General features: G+C 69.0%; 12 protein-coding genes and 1 pseudogene. 6 read left to right on the forward strand and 7 right to left on the reverse strand.

Annotated features, from left to right (window positions below; translation table 11 throughout):
• Positions 1-112: pseudogene (locus AC5P9W_RS09825) on the forward strand (IS110 family transposase); the annotation flags it as partial.
• Positions 113-380: 268 nt separating this feature from the next.
• Here the strand turns inward: AC5P9W_RS09825 and AC5P9W_RS09830 are convergent.
• Positions 381-1,247: a methylglyoxal synthase gene (locus tag AC5P9W_RS09830; RefSeq protein WP_111102371.1), complete on the reverse strand. Its 867-nt coding sequence runs from the start codon at positions 1,245-1,247 to the stop codon at positions 381-383.
• 167 nt (positions 1,248-1,414) lie between these two features.
• Between AC5P9W_RS09830 and AC5P9W_RS09835 the strand changes: the two genes are divergently transcribed.
• The gene (locus AC5P9W_RS09835; RefSeq protein ID WP_206621961.1) at positions 1,415-3,823 is read left to right on the forward strand and encodes an ATP-binding protein; all 2,409 of its coding nucleotides are present in this window, start codon (positions 1,415-1,417) and stop codon (positions 3,821-3,823) included.
• On the opposite strand, the gene AC5P9W_RS09840 is transcribed toward AC5P9W_RS09835, so the two are convergent.
• From AC5P9W_RS09840 to AC5P9W_RS09850, 3 genes are all read right to left on the reverse strand, one after another.
• Complete coding sequence (locus AC5P9W_RS09840) at positions 3,809-5,254, reverse strand: FAD-dependent oxidoreductase (RefSeq protein ID WP_019661976.1); 1,446 nt, start codon at positions 5,252-5,254, stop codon at positions 3,809-3,811. The two genes, AC5P9W_RS09835 and AC5P9W_RS09840, sit on opposite strands and share 15 nt — an antisense overlap.
• A gap of 61 nt (positions 5,255-5,315) precedes the next feature.
• Positions 5,316-9,770, reverse strand: coding sequence for a glutamate synthase large subunit (gene gltB, locus AC5P9W_RS09845; RefSeq protein ID WP_206621960.1), 4,455 nt, complete (start codon positions 9,768-9,770; stop codon positions 5,316-5,318).
• Between the two features lie 174 nt (positions 9,771-9,944).
• Positions 9,945-10,334 (reverse strand): I78 family peptidase inhibitor, encoded by a 390-nt coding sequence (locus AC5P9W_RS09850; RefSeq protein WP_026347258.1) that lies wholly within the window; start codon positions 10,332-10,334, stop codon positions 9,945-9,947.
• A 111-nt stretch (positions 10,335-10,445) separates the two neighbouring features.
• Here AC5P9W_RS09850 and AC5P9W_RS09855 point away from each other — a divergent pair, with 111 nt between their 5' ends.
• Positions 10,446-11,504, forward strand: a complete 1,059-nt coding sequence (locus tag AC5P9W_RS09855; protein WP_019661973.1) for a DNA topoisomerase IB — start codon at positions 10,446-10,448, stop codon at positions 11,502-11,504.
• Here AC5P9W_RS09855 and AC5P9W_RS09860 read toward each other — a convergent pair.
• A complete protein-coding gene (locus AC5P9W_RS09860) occupies positions 11,492-11,800 on the reverse strand; it encodes a putative periplasmic lipoprotein (RefSeq protein WP_019661972.1) in 309 nt (102 codons plus the stop codon). The genes AC5P9W_RS09855 and AC5P9W_RS09860 overlap by 13 nt on opposite strands.
• A 197-nt stretch (positions 11,801-11,997) precedes the next feature.
• On the opposite strand from AC5P9W_RS09860, the gene AC5P9W_RS09865 reads away from it, so the two are divergent.
• Positions 11,998-13,104 carry an SDR family oxidoreductase gene (locus AC5P9W_RS09865; RefSeq protein ID WP_206621959.1) on the forward strand — a complete coding sequence of 369 codons (1,107 nt, stop codon included), beginning with the start codon at positions 11,998-12,000 and terminating at the stop codon, positions 13,102-13,104.
• Positions 13,105-13,134: 30 nt separating this feature from the next.
• Here AC5P9W_RS09865 and AC5P9W_RS09870 read toward each other — a convergent pair whose 3' ends face one another.
• Positions 13,135-14,202 (reverse strand): serine hydrolase domain-containing protein, encoded by a 1,068-nt coding sequence (locus AC5P9W_RS09870; RefSeq protein WP_206621958.1) that lies wholly within the window; start codon positions 14,200-14,202, stop codon positions 13,135-13,137.
• A 189-nt stretch (positions 14,203-14,391) separates the two neighbouring features.
• Between AC5P9W_RS09870 and AC5P9W_RS09875 the strand changes: the two genes are divergently transcribed.
• Together AC5P9W_RS09875 and AC5P9W_RS09880 are read left to right on the forward strand one after the other, a co-directional pair.
• A complete protein-coding gene (locus tag AC5P9W_RS09875) occupies positions 14,392-14,778 on the forward strand; it encodes a BlaI/MecI/CopY family transcriptional regulator (protein ID WP_019661969.1) in 387 nt (128 codons plus the stop codon).
• Positions 14,779-14,781: 3 nt separating this feature from the next.
• Positions 14,782-16,773 carry a M56 family metallopeptidase gene (locus AC5P9W_RS09880; RefSeq protein ID WP_188250441.1) on the forward strand — a complete coding sequence of 664 codons (1,992 nt, stop codon included), beginning with the start codon at positions 14,782-14,784 and terminating at the stop codon, positions 16,771-16,773.
• 92 nt (positions 16,774-16,865) lie between these two features.
• On the opposite strand, the gene AC5P9W_RS09885 is transcribed toward AC5P9W_RS09880, so the two are convergent.
• Complete coding sequence (locus AC5P9W_RS09885) at positions 16,866-17,180, reverse strand: I78 family peptidase inhibitor (protein WP_058983243.1); 315 nt, start codon at positions 17,178-17,180, stop codon at positions 16,866-16,868.
• Positions 17,181-17,202 lie beyond the last annotated feature (22 nt).

Here is a 17,202-nt window from a genome sequence, read left to right on the forward strand (position 1 = left end):
CAACATCCTGGCCAGAAAGCTGGCCAGGATCGCTTGGGGCGTCTTCAAGAGCGGCCGGGACTTTGACCCGGCCATGCTGAAAGTGGGTCAAGCCTGCTTCCAGCAGGCTTGACCACGAACATAGGATCTCGGCTCTACAGGGAGTGTCCGTGGTGGGCAGGGGCGTGAGCCGCATGGGCCCGAGGCATGCCTCGGGCGGGTTGGGCAGGACGCCCAACCCCGGTCTTGCCGTGTGCGCAGGAAAGCGCACACGAGCAAGCGGCGACCGAGCTTACAAGGACGTACTTGCAGCGACCCCTGCGCAATCCACCCCGGCCGGCCGAGCACGGCTTCTGATTTGAACGACCCACCACGAGGGGCGCAGCCGTTGGCCGAAACCCTCACCCCACCCGCAACGCCGCGGCCGCCGCCCACCGCGCCGCCACCCGCGGCGCCGTAATGCACACTGCCTGGTCGGTCACCGTCGTCACCGCACGCTCCAGCAGCTGGATATCCGCCTCATGCTGGCGCGCCACATGCGGGTCCTCGAAGAAGATCGCACGCTGGCAACGCCCCTCCAGTACCCGGTCGGCAATCTGCGCATCACCGCCCATCGGGCCACTCTGGTAGCGCGTCACCCACGGCGTATCACGCGGCCAGCCCCGGCTCCAGGCCAGTTCGTTCAAACGCTGGCCGGTGGTGCCGGTCGCCACCCGCTCGCCGAACCGGGCCAGCACATCGAAATGCTCATCGGCGAAGGCCAGCATCGCCGGCTTCATCGCATCATGCGCGATCAGTGCCAGCGTCTGGCTTTCGAACGCATGCAGGTCGTCAGCGCCGCGGTCTGCCGGCAGCCCGCCGTGGACGCGCTCCACTTCGACCCAGTCGCGTGCGGTGGCCACGGTCGAAATGAACGGCTTGCCGTGAATCACGCACTGCCGTTTCAGCGCCGTGGCTTCTGGAAACACCGAGGATGGGTCGACCGGATCGATCAGGTAGATCGCGCCATCCAGTGTCCGATCCGGACCCATGCCGACGACTTCGGCGACCAGCTTCATCAGGCCGCCCTCGCGTCCGTACGGGTAACGGTGCAGGCCCGCGTACCCGGTCAGGAAGCCCTGTCGTTCGATCGCGTCATGGGTGCGACCGACCGCATGCAGCGACACGCCCAGCTCGCGCAGGCCGGGCTCGCTGCTGCGCAGCCAACGGAACAGCGCGGCGCGCGCGTCGTGGTGATGAAGACGGTTGGCAGCCAGGCCGATGCGCATCGAACGCTCCGCAGTTACGGGTGAAGGCGGCAGTGTATGTCGGCATTCCCCTATCTGGATGCTTTTACAACTTTCTTCATTGCCGTCGGTCCGCACGTCGATAGCGTGGCAGGCAGCGGTACCGCAGCGCGGCCGTTCCTTCCGCCCGCGAGATGAGGATGCCTACCGTGAATGTCGCCGGCCTCCCGGCAGCCATTGCTGTCATGGCCAGCCTGCTGCTGCCTGCCACGGCCTCCGCCACGGGCTGCAGGACACCGCTGCGCATTGCCTGGCCTTCCGACCGCGCACCCTTGTCGTCCAGCGAACAGGGTGAGGCACGGGGGCTCGGCGCGGTGTACCTGGAGCTGCTGGGCCGGCAACGGCCGCTGCAGCTGCTGCCCGTGCCGGCCGCCAGCGTGGAACGGGATGAGCTGCCGGCCGGCACCCAGGCGCTGCTGGGATGGCCACGCTCGCAGCTGCCCGCCGGGTGGGTGGCCAGCACGCCCTACCTGCAGCTGCCACAGGTGATCGTGCGCCGGGAGGGTACGCCGCCGGTGCTGGGCCTGGAAGATCTGCGTGAGCGAACCGTAGCCAGCCCCAGCCGGATGCCGCTGCAGGGGCTGCTGGCCGAGCAGGCAACGGGTGCGCAGCTGCTGCCACCGGCAGCGCTGGACGATGCGCTCCCGCTGCTGGGCACCGGCCTGATCGATGCCGTGGTTGCCAACCTCGGCGAAGTCGAGGCCGCGTTGCGCCGCTACCAGGGCGATGCACTGCTGATTGCTGCGCCGGCCGGTTTCGATGATGCCCTGGTGCTGGCGACCACGCCCGCCTGCGCCGATGTCATCGCCGGCTTCGAGCAGGCGCTGTCGCAGCTGACCGATCCCGAGCGCGATCAGATCCGCGCGGCCTGGCTGCCGGACCGGCCGCGCAATTGGCCGTCATCGTCACCCCTGCGCTGGCTGGTGCCGGCCTCGTTGATCCTGCTCGCACTGGCGCTGGTACATGCCTACGGTTACTGGCGGGTGCATCGCGAAAGCGTGCGGCGCCGAGTCGTGGAGCAGCGCCTGCAGGAGGTGACTGCGAACCTGCCGGCGGTGGTCTACCAGGCGCGCCGTTCGGCGTGCGGTCACTACAGCTTTCCGCAGATCGCCGGCGACGTGCAGTCCCTGTTCGGAATCAGCGTGGAGAGCGCGCGCATCGATCACCAGTGGCTGCTGGCCGCAGTCCACCCCGAGGACCGCAGCAGGGTGATGGCCTGTATCGAGACAGCCGCATTGGCGCGTGGCCCGATCGATGTCACTTTCCGTACCCGTTCACCACAGGGCTGGCGATGGGTGCGTTCGCATGGGCGGCCGTTGCCCTGCGACGATAGCTACGTCGAGTGGAGCGGCTACTGGATCGACGTCAGCGAGGTGCAGTCACGTACCCGCGCGCTGGCCGACGCGCGCCGCGAGGCCGAGCAGGTGGCACAGGCCAAGGCGCACTTCCTGGCCACGATGAGCCATGAGATCCGCACGCCGATGAGCACGCTGCTGGGCATGCTCGAACGGCTGGCGGGCAGCAGGCTGGAGCCACGCCAGCAGCAGGTGCTGGCCACGGTGGATGATGCGGCGCGGATGCTGCGGCAGATCCTCGACGATGTACTGCACAGCCAGCGCCTGCAGGGCGCACCGCTGCAGTTGCGGCCCACCGATCTGGCGGCACTGGTGCGCGCGGTGCAGCAGCTGCTGATGCCGGTGGCCGCCAGCCGCAGCCTGCACCTGCAGGTGGTGCTTGATCCGGAGATGCAGCCGGGATCGCTGGCCGATGGCCTGCGCCTGCGCCAGATCCTGTTCAACCTGGCCGGTAATGCACTGAAGTTCACCCGGCACGGCCACGTGGAACTGCGGTTGCAGGTACTGCAGCAGCATGCCCGCGGGCAGCGGCTGCGCCTGCAGGTAAGCGACAGCGGCGTGGGCATCAGCGAGGAACGACAGCAGGCGGTGTTCGCCGCCTATGCCCAGGCGGAGCGCTCGACCACGCGGCGCTTCGGCGGCAGTGGGCTGGGCCTGGCGATCTGCCGCGAGCTGGCAACCTCGATGGGGGCGGAGCTGCAGCTGCGCAGCTCCCCTGGGCAGGGCACCACGGTATGGATGGATCTGGACCTGGAGGCCTGCGAGGCACCCAGGGCCGCACCTTCGGCGGCATCAGCGGATGAGCATCCATTGCCGGCGGCGTGCGTACTGGTGGTTGAAGACCATCCTACCAACCTGCAGCTGCTGGAGCAGCGCCTGTGCGCGCTAGGGCTGCGGGTCCACGCCTGTACCGATGGGCAGTCGGCGCTTGAAGCATGGCAGGCGCAGCCGTTCGAGCTGGTGATCACTGACTGCCACATGCCGGGCATGGACGGCTTCGCACTGGCGCGGGCGATCCGCGCTGATGCCTGCCCGGCACGTGCGCAGGTGCCGATCATCGCGCTCACGGCCAGCGTGATGGAAAGCACCCGCGAAGCCTGTCGCGCGGCTGGCATCGACCACTTCCTGGCCAAGCCGGTGGAGCCGCACGTGCTGCGGGCGCTGCTGGCGGTACTGCTGGCGCCGGACTCAGTGGGCCAGTAGCCGGACGATGCTGGCGGCGGCATCGCGGCCCTCGGCCACGGCGGTCACCACCAGGTCGGCACCGCGTACCGCATCACCACCTGCGAACAGGCGCGGATGCGCGGTCTGGAACGGCAGGCGATCCTTGCCTCCGGCCACGATACGGCCGTTGGACCGGCCTTCCACGCCGTGCTCGGCCAGCCATGCCGGAACGGTCGGCGAGAAGCCGAAGGCGATGATCACCACGTCGGCCTCCAGCAGCGATTCGCTGCCATCGATCGGCACCGCGTTCTGGCGGCCGTTCGCATCCGGCTCACCCAACCGGGTCTCGACCACGGTTACGCCGATTACTTCGTCATCGGCGCCGGCTTCGATCGACAGCGGCTGCCGGTTGAACAGGAAGCGCACACCTTCCTCGCGTGCATTGGCGACCTCGCGCGCGCTGCCGGGCATGTTTGCTTCGTCGCGGCGGTAGGCGCAGGTGACCTTGGCCGCGCCCAGCCGTATCGCGCTGCGCACGCAGTCCATGCCGGTATCGCCACCGCCGAGCACCACCACGCGCTTGCCGTTGAGATCGGGCAGGGCGATGGTGTCTTCCCAGCCGGCAATCGGCCGGCCCTTCGGATCATCACCACCGACGATGCGGCTGTTCTGCACCAGGAACGGCAACGCCGGCAGCACGCCTTTCAGGTCCTGGCCGTCGAGGCCGCCATCGGTGTAGCGGTAGGCGCCGGTGCCGACGAACACCGCATCGTGGGTATCCAGCAGCTGCTGCAGGCTGATGTCGCGGCCGATCTCCACGCCGAGGCGGAACTGCACCCCCATGCCCTCCAGCACGTCGCGGCGGCGACGGATCACGTCCTTGTCCAGCTTGAAGCTGGGGATGCCGAACTGCAGCAGGCCGCCGATCTGCTCGTAGCGGTCATAGACCACGGCGGCAATGCCGGCGCGAGCCAGGCGGTCGGCACAGGCCAGCCCCGCCGGACCGGCGCCGATCACCGCCACGCTGTGGCCGGTTGGCTGCACCGCGGCCAGATCCGGGCGCCAGCCACTGGCCAATGCGGTATCGACGATGTACTTCTCCACCGCGCCGATGGTGACCGCACCGAACTCCTCCAGCGTGCAGCTGCCTTCGCACAGCCGGTCCTGCGGGCACACCCGGCCGCACACTTCCGGCAGCGGGTTGGTGCTGTGGCACAGCGTGGCCGCCTCGTGGATGCGGTTCTCCTGCACCAGCTGAAGCCACTGCGGAATGGCGTTGTGCACCGGGCACTTCCAGCTGCAGTACGGGTTGCCGCAGTCCAGGCAGCGGCCGGCCTGGTACTGCGCGTCTTCCTTGCCGAACCTGCCGTACAGCTCACCCCAGTCGCCGGAGGTGCGCAGTTCCACCGGAATGCGCTGCGGCATGGTGCGGGGCAGGTCGAGGAACTGGAAAGCGTGCTTGCGGCTCATGGCGGGCTCTGTAATGCGAGGGGGAACGTTGCCGGCCAGCGGCCGGCACTACCGGAAAACATCACGCGGCGCGTCGCAGGGTTTCGGTCAGCGACTCGATGCTGGCGGCCTTCGGTTTGACCAGCCAGAACTTGCCGATGTAATCGCGGAACTCGTCCAGGATCTGCTGCGCCCAGATGCTGCCGGTCAGCTCGCGGTGGCGGCCGATCAGGCGGTGCAGGTGCTGGCGATAGTTCTCGAAGCCCTCGGCGGACACGCGATGGATGTCGATCAGCTCGTGGTTGTAGCGGTCGACGAAATCGCGATCAACGTCCAGCACGTAGGCCAGGCCGCCGGTGAAACCGGCACCGAAGTTCAGCCCGACCTTGCCCAGCACCAGTACCACGCCATCGGTCATGTACTCGCAGCAGTGGTCGCCGGCACCCTCCACTACCGCCAGCGCGCCGGAGTTGCGTACCGCGAAGCGCTCGCCCGCCCTGCCCGCGGCGAACAGCTCGCCGCCGGTGGCGCCGTACAGGCAGGTGTTGCCGATGATGGCGGTGCTGCGTGCCTCGAAGCGGGCACCGCGCGGCGGTCGCACCACCAGGCGGCCACCGGCCATGCCCTTGCCGACGTAGTCGTTGGCTTCGCCTTCCACCTCCAGGTGCAGGCCACCCACGTTGAACGCGCCGAAGCTCTGCCCGGCGCTGCCGCGGAAGCGCAGTTCCAGCGGTGCCTCGGCCATGCCCTGGTTGCCGTGCGCACGCGCCACCGCGCCGGCCAGGCGGGTGCCGATGCTGCGGTCGGTGTTGTGGATCAGGAAGCGATGCTCGCCGCCGCGCTTGTGTTCAATGGCGGAGGCAAGCAGGCCGTCCATCTGCGTGGCCAGGCTGTCCGGCGACTCGTACAGGCGCTGCGCGGCGCAGTGGCTGCCCTCGTAACGGGCATCGGCCAGCAGGCGCGACAGGTCCACGCGTACGTCGTCACGCGGCGCAGCCTCGATCTGGCTCAGCAGGTCGGTGCGGCCGACGATCTCTTCCAGCGAACGCGCGCCCAGGTAGGACAGCCAGCCACGCACTTCTTCGGCCAGCAGCCGGAAGAAGTTCTCCACGCGCTCCGGCTGGCCGGTGAAGTGGTTCTCGCGCAGGCGTTCGTCCTGGGTGGCCACGCCGGTGGCGCAGTTGTTGAGGTGGCAGATGCGCAGGTACTTGCAGCCCAGCACGATCATCGGCGCCGTGCCGAAGCCGAAGCTGTCCGCGCCCAGCAGCGCGGCCTTGACCACGTCCAGGCCGGTCTTCAGCCCGCCATCGGTCTGCAGCAGGGTGCGCCCGCGCAGGTCGTTGGCCAGCAGCGCCTGGTGCGCTTCGGCCACGCCCAGCTCCCACGGCACGCCGGCATAGCGGATCGAGCTGACCGGCGACGCACCGGTGCCACCGTCATGGCCGGAGATGGTGATCAGGTCCGCACCGGCCTTGACCACACCGGCGGCGATGGTACCAACGCCGGCATGGCTGACCAGCTTCACCGATACCAGCGCGGTCGGGTTGACCTGCTTGAGGTCGTAGATCAGCTGCGCCAGGTCTTCGATCGAATAGATGTCGTGGTGCGGCGGCGGCGAGATCAGGCCGATGCCCGGCCGCGCGTAGCGCAGACGTGCGATCAGTTCGTTGACCTTGTGGCCGGGCAGCTGGCCGCCCTCGCCGGGCTTGGCGCCCTGCGCGACCTTGATCTGCAGCACTTCGGCATTGACCAGGTACTCGGCGGTAACGCCGAAGCGGCCCGAGGCGACCTGCTTGATCTTGCTGCGCTTCGCAGTGCCATAGCGCGCGGGATCCTCACCGCCTTCGCCGGAATTGCTGCGGCCGCCGAGGCGGTTCATGGCGATGGCCAATGCTTCATGTGCTTCCGGCGACAGTGCGCCCAGGCTGATCGCCGCAGTATCGAAGCGCGGGAACAGGCTACTGGCTGGAGCGACCTCGTCCAGCGGCACGGGCGCGGCCGCCGGCACCAGCTCCAGCAGGTCACGCAGCGCCGATGGCGGGCGCGCATGCACCGCATCGCAGTACTGCTGCCACGCACGCGGGTCACCGCTGCGCGCCGCGCGCTGCAGGGTGGTCACCACGTCCGGGTTGTACATGTGGTATTCGCCGCCGTGCACGTACTTCAGCAGGCCGCCGACATCCACGCCCTGCTGCGCGTCCCAGGCCTGCGCGCACAGTTCGCGCGCGTCGGCATCCAGGCGGGCAAAGCCGGCGCCGCCGATGCGCGAGGCGGTATCGGGGAAGCACAGGTCCACCACTTCCGGTTCCAGGCCGATGATCTCGAACAGCTGCGCGCCGCGGTAGCTGGCCACCGTACAAATGCCCATCTTCGAGATGATCTTCGACAGGCCCTTGTAGATACCCTTGCGGTAGCGGCGGCCGATCTGGGATTGCTCGCCGCCCTTGCTGAGCTTGAGGATGCCGCGACGGCCCAGGTCGAACAGGGTCTGGTAGGCCAGGTACGGGTAAACCGCCGTGGCACCGAAACCGAGCAGGCAGGCCATGTGGTGCGGGTCACGTGCGGTGCCGGTCTCGACGATGAGGTTCACGTCGCAGCGCAGGCCCAGCCGAGACAGGTGGTGGTGGATGGCACTGGTGGCCAGCAACGCGTGCACCATCGGCCGCCCGGCCACCGGGTAGCGGTCGGACAGCAGCAGCATCACCATGCCATCGCGCGCGGCCTGTTCCGCTTCGCTGCAGATGCGTTCGATGCCGGCGCGCAGGCCTTCGTCTTCGCTGTAGGAAAGGTCGAGCAGGCGGTTGGCCTGCACGTACTGGTCCATCTTCAACAGCTGGCGCAGCTTGCGCTGGCTCAGTACCGGCGAATTGAGGATGACGTGGTTCACCGTCTCCGGGCCGGCATGGAAGATGTTGGTTTCCTTGCCGAGCTGGGTGGACAGCGACATCGCGCAGTCTTCGCGCAGCGGGTCGATCGGCGGGTTGGTGACCTGCGCGAAGGCCTGGCGGAAATAGTCGTACAGCGGGCGGCTGCGCTGGCTCAGCACCGCCATCGGCGTGTCGTCGCCCATCGAGCCGGTGGCTTCCTGCTCGGTCTCGGCCAGCGGCCGCAGCACCTGCTCCACCTCCTCGCTGCTGAGCTGGTACAGCTTGTGGTAGCTGCGCAGGGTGCCTTCGTCGAAGGGCTCTTCCACCAGCGACGGGTCGATCAGTTCGGTCTGCAGGTAGGTCACGCCCTGCTGCAGCCACTGCTTGTAGGGCGCGCGGCCGCGGTTGATGCGGTCGACCGCATCGGAGTCGAGCAGGTCGCCGCGCTTGAGGTCGATCGCGATCATCTCGCCGGGGCCGAGCTTGCCCTTGCGCACCACGCGCTCGGTCGGCACTTCCCACACGCCGGCTTCGGAGGCGACCAGGAAGTGGCGGTCGGCGGTGAGCATCCAGCGCGCCGGTCGCAGGCCGTTGCGGTCCAGCGTACACACCGCATAGCGGCTGTCGCAGGCGACGATGCCGGCCGGGCCGTCCCACGGCTCGCTGTTGAGGCCGTGGAATTCGTAGAACGCGGCCAGGTCCGGGTCCTTGAATTCCAGCGACTGCGTGGCAGGCGGCACCAGGATGCGCAGCGCCTGGATCAACTCCATGCCACCGGCGACCATCAGCTCCAGCATGTTGTCCAGGCTCTGCGAATCCGAACCGTGCATGGAGATGACCGGGTCGAATTCACCAATATCGAAGCGCGGCGTCTTCCACACCTTGCTGCGCGCCTGCGCCCAGCGACGATTGCCCTCGATGGTGTTGATCTCGCCGTTGTGGGCGAGCATGCGGAACGGATGGGCGAGCGGCCAGCGCGGCAGCGTGTTGGTCGAGAAGCGCTGGTGGAACACGATCGCGCTGGAGGCCAGCTCGCGGCGCTGCAGGTCCGGGAAGAAGCGGCTGAGCTTGTCCGGCAGCACCATGCCCTTGTAGCTGATCGCATCCGGGGTGAGGGTGGTGACGTAGAAGTCGGCGTGATCGCGCAGCTGCTGTTCGCTGCGGCGGCGGGCCAGGAACAACGCCAGCGCGAAGCCGGCATCATCCTGGCCAACCCCCGCATCGACGAACACCTGCTCGATGCGCGGCAGCGTGTCGCGCGCCAGTTGGCCGCAGACGCTGTCGTCGGTCGGTACCTCGCGCCAGCCAGCGACCTTGCAGCCCACCGCTTCCACCTGCGCCTGCAGCTGCGCGCGGCAGGCCTGCGCCGCGTCGGCGTCGTGCGGTAGGAATACCAGGCCGGCGGCGAAGCGTGTGGCGACGGCAATGCCGGCTTCGCTGGCGAGCAGTTTCAGGAACGCATCGGGGCGGCGCAGCAGCAGGCCGCAGCCATCACCGGTCAGGCCATCGGCGGCAACACCGCCACGGTGGGTCATGCGCGAAAGCGCGGCGATGGCGGTATCAACCAACAGGCGCGATGGTTGATCGTCGAGCTGGGCGACCATGCCAAATCCACAGGCATCGCGCTCGGAGCGCGGGTCGTAAAGCCCTTGGCGGTTGCGGGGGGCCATCTCTACCTCGATGCGTATAGGGTTGGCGGCGACACTCGTCCCCGCTCATTCCCTGGAGCGCATCGTGAGGCCACCGGATGCCTCGACTAGATCACAGGTTGCTGCAACGCCGCAATACACGGTTGCAGGTGCAACAGAACGCGCCGGCAACCCAGTGCCGGCGCGGGGCGGGACTCAGCCGCAGCGCACGCCGCTGATGGCGCCCTTGGCGTCCACTTCGATGTTCAGGCGGTCGCCGAGGAACTCCATCGTGGCCACATCATTGGGCTTGAGCACGCGTACCTGGCTGGCGCCTGCATCTTCCTGCGCCTGCTTGCCCAGCCCATCGGTGTAGGCCTGGCCGACCAGGCTCTGCACCTGGCTGGCATCGCAGGTGCCGACCGGCGGCGCCTCGATGGCCTTGCCGGCTTCGTCGGCCGGTGCCTTGGCGGCTTCGGCCGCCTGCTGGGCGTGGGCCGTGGCCGAATCCTGTTCATCCAGCGCCGGTGCCTGGCAGGCGGTCAAGGCCAGCACGGCCGGCAGCAGCAGGGCGGAGAGCGAACGGGCGCGAATCGGGAACGACATCATGACTCCGGAAGGGGTTGTGAAGACCCGAGCATAGCGGCGAACCGGCCCTCACGTGTTTGTCTTGTGTTATCGACAGGATCGCGGCACGGCGACCGCGACACTACTGGCATGCCGACCGCCTCCACTCCCGAACGACAGGCCGCGCGCGCGGCCGGCCTGCGCTATGTCGACGACACCCAGCCGGGCATCAGCCGGCGCCGCGCCGGAAAAGGTTTCAGTTACCGCGATGCTGATGGCCACGCGATACGCGACGCCACCACCCTGCAACGCATCCGCGCACTGGCGATTCCACCGGCCTACACCGCGGTGTGGATCTGCGCCCACGCCAACGGCCACCTGCAGGCCACAGGCCGCGATGCGCGCGGGCGCAAGCAGTACCGTTACCACCCCGACTGGGCGAAGGAGCGCGACGCCGGCAAGTTCGACCGCATCATCGCCTTTGGCGAGGCCTTGCCCACGCTGCGGCGGCGGTTGTCGCGGGATCTGAAACGGCCGGGTTTCCCTAAGGAAAAGGTGCTGGCCATGGTGGTCGCGTTGCTGGCCGACACCCTGGTGCGGGTCGGCAATGAGACCTATGCGCAGCAGAACCGGTCATTCGGACTGACCACACTGCGTAACCGTCATCTGGAGCTGCTGCGTGGCGGCCGGGTGCGCATGCGTTTCCGCGGCAAGTCCGGGCAGCTGCAGGAGGTGACCGTGGGCGACCGCAGGCTGGGGCTGCTGGTGCGGCGCCTGCAGCAGCTGCCGGGGCAGGCGTTGTTCCAGTACCGCGATGACGACGGTGCGCTGCAGCCGGTCGACTCCGGTGCGGTGAACGACTACCTGCGCGAGGTGATGGGCGAGGACTTCACTGCCAAGGATTTCCGCACCTGGGGCGGGACCGTCGCGGCGGTGCAGGCGTTTGCTGCCACCGAGCTGCCGGAACCGGCCAGCCAGCGTGCGCTGGCGCAGGCACAGCGCAGCGTGGTGTGCCAGGTGGCGGCCCGGTTGGGCAACACGCCGGCGGTGTGCCGCAAGGCCTATATCGACCCGTGCGTGTTCGTCGGCTGGGAGCGCGGTGAACTGGCCAAGCTGGCCGGCCTGCGCGGGCCGCGCCAGTGGGAGCAGGCCACCCTGCGCGTGCTGCGCAGGGCACGCCGGCTCAGCCGCAGTCGTCAGCCGCAGTAGATCGCGACGATATTGTTGGTGCGGCCCTTCTCGATGGTCAGGCGGTCGCCGCCTTCGCTGGCCGGTGGCACCCGCGGGCCGTCGTGGCGCAGGACCCGCACGTGCAGGCTGTCGCTGTCCACGCGTGCACGGGCCACAGTGGCGTCCGAGGCGGCCAGGCCCACCGCGCCGCGCACCCTGTCGCTGTGGCACTGGCCGGAAATCACGCCGTCGATCGGCTGCACCTGGGCCATCGGTGTGCTGCTGCAGGCGGCGAGGGCAAAGCAGACGGCGGCGGTGGCGATGGCATGTTTCATGGAGGCGTTCCCTGTGTGGTTGCGTGCAGGGTGCGACGGCGCACGTGGTGGCGGAATGAATGCCGTGCACATCGTGGACACGGCGCGCTCACTGCCGCCAACAGCGTGCGTAGAGAGACTGCAGGTGCGGCGCGCGCCGCCCCCCCGGTAGTGTCGGCCGCTGGCCGGCAGCCCCGTTCCCTCCCGAGGAGACCTGCATGGCCACCACCAAGAAGACACCCGCCCGCCGAAAGGCATCGCCGAAAGTGCGTAAAGGCAGCACCTCGGCCAAGGCGGTCGCCGACCCCGACCGCCCGCGAGTAGTGAAGACCGCGACCCGCAAGGCGGCCGCCAGCGATCCTCGGGCAGCACGCGTCGCGGCCCGGCAGCGGCGCCTGCAGGACCAGGAGAAGGCCAAGGACGCCCGGGCGGCCAGCAAGGCCACGAAGAAGACCGCGACCCAGGCCGGCGCACGGCGCCAGCCGGAGGCGATGCCGGCGCAGCAGCTGGCCAAGCCCGGGCATGAGCACGAACTGGAGCTGGCGCCCCGCTTCCTTGCACCCGACTACGCGGGCAGCGGCAAGCTGCAGGGCATGCGTGCGATCGTCACCGGTGGCGACTCCGGCATTGGCCGTGCGGTGGCGGTGTTGTTCGCACGCGAAGGCGCGGACGTGGCGGTCCTGCACCTGGACGAAGCCGAAGATGCCGACATTACCCGCCAGCACGTGGAGCGCGAAGGCGGCCGTTGCATCGTGATCGCCGGTGACGTGCGTGATCCGCGCTTCTGCGACAAGGCCGTCAAGCAGGTGGCCAAGGCGTTCGGCGGCATCGACATCCTGGTCAACAACGCCGCGTTCCAGCTGCACTGCGAGCGGCTGGAAGACCTGGAAGACGCGCACCTGCAGGAGACCCTGCAGACCAACATCGGCGGTTACATCCAGATGGCGCGCGCGGTGCTGCCGCATCTGGGCGAGGGCGCCAGCATCATCAACACCGGTTCGGAAACGGGCATCTTCGGCAGCAAGGCGCTGATCGACTACTCGGCCACCAAGGGCGCGATCCATGCGTTCACCAAGTCGCTGGCCAGCCAGCTGCTGCCACGTGGCATCCGGGTCAACTGCGTGGCGCCGGGGCCGGTGTGGACGCCGCTGAACCCGGCCGACAAGCAGGCCGAGGACGTCGCCGAGTTCGGCAAGGACAGCGACATGGGCCGGCCCGCACAGCCCGAGGAACTGTCGCCCGCCTATGTGTTCCTGGCCTCTCCGGCCTGTGCCAGTTACATCAGCGGGGTGATCCTGCCGGTGATGGGCGGTCCACGTGGGTGAGACGGGGCTGCCGGCCGCTGGCCGGCAGCCTCAGGGCACGGTCACCGCAGGCGCATAGAGATCGGCGATGCGTGGAATGAACTGCTGCGGATTGGCACCGACCAGGTTGGTCAGCACCACCACCGCCACGCCGCGCTCGGGATAGACCACGAACGCCGCACGCGCACCGCCGATACCTGCCACCTGCAGGTCGGGCGATGCGCGCAGTACCGGCCAGCCCTCCGCCCACGGGCCGGCACGGCCATCCGCCAAGCGCTCTGCGCTCCACATCCGCCGCAGGGCCGCCTCCCGCAGCAGGCGGCCTTCGGTCAGCGCGGCCAGCCAGCGCGCGGTGTCGTCGGCGGTGGTGAGGATGCCGCCACCTGCCCACAGCGAAGGCGGTATGTCGTAGAACCAGTGCGACAGGCGCGGCGGTGCATCGGCCGCGTCGGTGGCACGCGGGGCCAGGCTGTACATCGTCGCCGCATCCGGAATCAGGTCGTAGCTGTCGCCGAAGGTGGTGCGTGCCATGCGCGCGCTGCTGAACTGGCCGGTGGCGAGGAAACGTTCGTAGGGCATGCCGGATTGCTTCGCGATGATCCGTGCCAGAAGAACGTAGTTGGTCTGGTTGTAGGCGAAGCGCTGCCCGGGTTCGGCTTCGACCGGCTGCGCAGTGACGGCCGCCCACGCCTGCGCTTCTGAGCCAGCGCCCAACAGCCCGTTCGCATCAAGGATGTCCGGAAGGCCGGAGGTATGCGCCAGCAACTGGTGTACGCGTACGTCTGTCCACGCTGGTGGAAGATCATCCAGGTAACGCGAGGCCGGCGCGTCCAGATCCAATCGCCCCTCCTGCGCCAGCTGCGCGGCGGCCACGCCGGTGAACGCCTTGGTGGCCGAGTTGAGCGGGAAGCGGGTGTGGCGCGAAGCAAGCACGCCGTTCTCGACGTTGGCCAGGCCGTAGGCTTCAGACAGCACGATCTGCCCGTCCTTGACCACCGCGACCTGCAGCCCGGGGATGCGCTGCTGCATCATGATCTGGCGGATCAGGCGGCGGGTCTGGTCGTTGGCATGGTCCTGGCTGGCAGAGACGGCGGTGAAGGGCAGGGCACTGATGAGCATGAGCACGACTCGGAGCATTGGACGGAACATGCGGAATTCCAGCGGGCGTTGCGGATCGGATGCGGACAGCGCGCCAAAGGTTTAAGTGCTCGGCGCCGCTACCGTTCGTCGGCCCATGACTTCCGGGGGGTTGACTACAGCTGTCGTCAAGCTGACAGTGACGACACGTGTAGTCAAGGGAGTGGTGTCATGCGTGGCAAAACCATCGGGGACCAGGAGCTGGCCCTGCTGCAGTACATCGATGAACATGCGCCGGCCAGCGTCGGCGAGGTCGCCAGTGGATATGGAGAGGCCCGAGGCCTGGCCCGTTCCACCGTGCTGACGATGATGGAGCGGCTGCGGGCGAAGGGGTATCTTCAGCGCCGGCAGCAGGACGGCGTCTACCGCTACCAGGCCACCCGTGGCCCGCAGAGCGTGCTGCAGGGTGCCGTGGCCCAGTTCGTCGACAACACCCTGCAGGGCTCGGTGTCGCCGTTCGTGGCCTACCTGTCGCAGCGCCAGCAGGTCAGCGACAACGAGCTGGCCGAGCTGGAAGCGCTGGTCGCCCAACTCCAATCGCGTCGCCACGAGGGCTGAGCCATGGACACCACGATGCTGATCCCGATGCTGGAACGGCTGGGCTGGACCAGCCTGCAGACCGTACTGCTGGTGGCGCTGGTGTACGGCCTGTGCCGCGTGCTGCCGTCGCTGTCGGCGGCCACCCGCTGCCGCCTGTGGTGGCTGGTCTCGCTGCAGGCCGTGCTCGGCCTGTTCTGGAGCCAGCCGTTGCAGTTGCCCTGGCTGCCGGCCCCGCAGGCGGTGGCGATGACCGCGACTGACGTGGCCGCTGACATGGTCTACCCGCTGGCCCCGGAGGCCTCGGCACAGTTGCTGGCCGCGATGCCGATGCCTGCAGCGGACGTGCCGGCAGTGGCGTGGTGGGCCGTTGCACTGGCTGCGCTGTGGGCATCCGGCGTGCTGCTGATGGCGCTGCGCACCTTGGGTGAGTGGCGCCGCTGCCGCGCACTGCTGGCGGCGGCCTATCCCTGCGAGGACGAGGCGCTGGTACAGGCGCTGCAGCTGGCCTCCGATGCGCACGGCGTGCGTCCTGCGCCGCGGTTGTGGATGAGCACGCAGGTGGACGCACCGCAGCTGGTCGGGCCGTTCCGCCCGGTGCTGCTGCTGCCGGCCGGCGACAATGCCCTGCAGGGCGATGCGCTGGACCTGGCCCTGACCCACGAACTGCAGCACTTGCAGCGGCGTGACCTGCAATGGGGCCTGCTGCCTGCACTGGCCCAGCACCTGTTCTTCTTCCACCCGCTGCTGCGCCTGTCGGTGCGTGAATATGCACAGGCGCGCGAGGAAGCGGTGGATGCAGCGGTGGTTGGCCAACATGGCGCCAGCCGCCAGGCCTATGGCCGCCTGTTGCTGCAGTTGGGCGTGGCCCCGCAGCCGCATCTGGGCGTGGCCAGCGCCGCACCGAGCACCACCAGCCTCAAGCGTCGCCTGCTTTCGCTGCAGTCGCCCCGGTCCTGCCCGCGTCTGCTGGCGGTGGCGCTGACCGCTGCGGTGGTGGTGGTGGGCGTGGCGCCGATGCGGCTGGTCGCAGCGCCGGTGCCGCCCGCCCCGCCCGCCCCTCCGGCCGCGCCGAAGGCCGTGGCGCCGCCACCGCCTAAGGCCCCGGAAGCACCGTCCGCACCGCCGGCGGCCGCGGCTGCCCCAGCGGCACCTGCCGCACCGGCAGCCCCGGCCGAACCTGCTGACGCGACCGGGCCCGACGATGCCGACGTGGCCGACGTGGCCGACGTCGACGATTCCACCGGCATGGCCGAAGACGATGAAGGCACGGCGTCGGCCGCCCGCTCCATCACCACCTACGGCCGCCTGGACCTGGGCAAGTCGCCCCGGGAGGCTTTTGTGCTGGTTGATGGTGATTCGACTTTCGCCAACGGCGGCATGGACGACGTGACGGTGGCCCGCAGGCAGCTCGGCAAGGGCCCGGCGCTGTGGTTCCGCCAGGGCGACAAGCGCTATGTGGTGCGCGACCCGATGCTGATCCAGAGCCTGCAGCGTGCCTACAGTGGTGCCGCAGAGCTGGGTCGCCAGCAGAGCGAACTGGGCCGCCAGCAGAGTGCGCTGGGTCGCCAGCAGGGCGAACTCGGCAGGCAGATGGGTGAGATGAGCCGCCTGCAGGGCGAGGAGTCGCGCCGCATCGCACTGATTGCCGCCGAGGCTGCACGCAATGCCATGGCCGCCCACGACATCAACCGTGAGGCCGCCGCGGAAGCGGCGAAGGCAGCGCGCGGTGCAACCAGTGATATGGCCGTTGCGCGAGAGGCTGCACGCGAGGCCGCCGCCGTGGCACGCCGTGCGATGCAGGAAGCCCGCAGCGAGGCCGCGCAGTCCGGCCGCACCCGTGACATGCAGCGCCTGGCCAGCCAGCAGTCTGAACTGGCCAGCCGCCAGGCGGCACTGGGCAGCCAGCAGGCCGCGCTGGGTGAGCGCCAGGCACGCGTGCATGCGCAGGCATCGCAGCAGGCACAGCAGGTGATCGCGCGTGCACTGGCCAGCGGCAAGGCCGAGCGCCTCTGAAACGGCGGTAGCGCCGGGCCATGCCCGGCGAGCGCAGCGGCACACCTGAAGAGGGAAGGCGCCGGGCATGGCCCGGCGCTACCAGCGGAACATCAACCGCAGCTGGCGCGTTCGATGCGGTTCTGCGCATCCACCTGCACGGTCACGCGGTCCTGGCGGAAGTCCATGGTCACCGCCATGCCTGGCTTGACCACCCGTGCACCGCGCGCGCCGCTGGCGGCCACCAGCTTCTTGATGGTGGCTTCGTCAGCCGTCTTGCCGGTGAAGGCCTCGAGCGCCTCCGGCCTGCATTCGTGCGCGGCGTCGGCCACGGGCGCTGGCGCGGGATCGGGGGCGGTACTGCTGCCGGCATGGCTGCAGGCGGCCAAGGGCAGGATGGCGAGCAGGACCAGGGGATTGAGGCGCATCGTCGGGCTCCAGGCGTGGATG

It is taken from the genome of Stenotrophomonas sp. YJH_SMC_33, from assembly GCF_059372295.1.

Bases quoted from the DNA above. Each gene is read 5' to 3' on its own strand.
- AC5P9W_RS09830 (WP_111102371.1), bottom strand. From the start codon at position 1,247: ATGCGCATCGGCCTGGCTGCCAACCGTCTTCATCACCACGACGCGCGC.
- AC5P9W_RS09840 (WP_019661976.1), bottom strand. From the start codon at position 5,254: ATGAGCCGCAAGCACGCTTTCCAGTTCCTCGACCTGCCCCGCACCATG.
- gltB (WP_206621960.1), bottom strand. From the start codon at position 9,770: ATGGCCCCCCGCAACCGCCAAGGGCTTTACGACCCGCGCTCCGAGCGC.
- AC5P9W_RS09850 (WP_026347258.1), bottom strand. From the start codon at position 10,334: ATGTCGTTCCCGATTCGCGCCCGTTCGCTCTCCGCCCTGCTGCTGCCG.
- AC5P9W_RS09855 (WP_019661973.1), top strand. From the start codon at position 10,446: ATGCCGACCGCCTCCACTCCCGAACGACAGGCCGCGCGCGCGGCCGGC.
- AC5P9W_RS09860 (WP_019661972.1), bottom strand. From the start codon at position 11,800: ATGAAACATGCCATCGCCACCGCCGCCGTCTGCTTTGCCCTCGCCGCC.
- AC5P9W_RS09865 (WP_206621959.1), top strand. From the start codon at position 11,998: ATGGCCACCACCAAGAAGACACCCGCCCGCCGAAAGGCATCGCCGAAA.
- AC5P9W_RS09870 (WP_206621958.1), bottom strand. From the start codon at position 14,202: ATGCTCATCAGTGCCCTGCCCTTCACCGCCGTCTCTGCCAGCCAGGAC.
- AC5P9W_RS09875 (WP_019661969.1), top strand. From the start codon at position 14,392: ATGCGTGGCAAAACCATCGGGGACCAGGAGCTGGCCCTGCTGCAGTAC.
- AC5P9W_RS09880 (WP_188250441.1), top strand. From the start codon at position 14,782: ATGGACACCACGATGCTGATCCCGATGCTGGAACGGCTGGGCTGGACC.
- AC5P9W_RS09885 (WP_058983243.1), bottom strand. From the start codon at position 17,180: ATGCGCCTCAATCCCCTGGTCCTGCTCGCCATCCTGCCCTTGGCCGCC.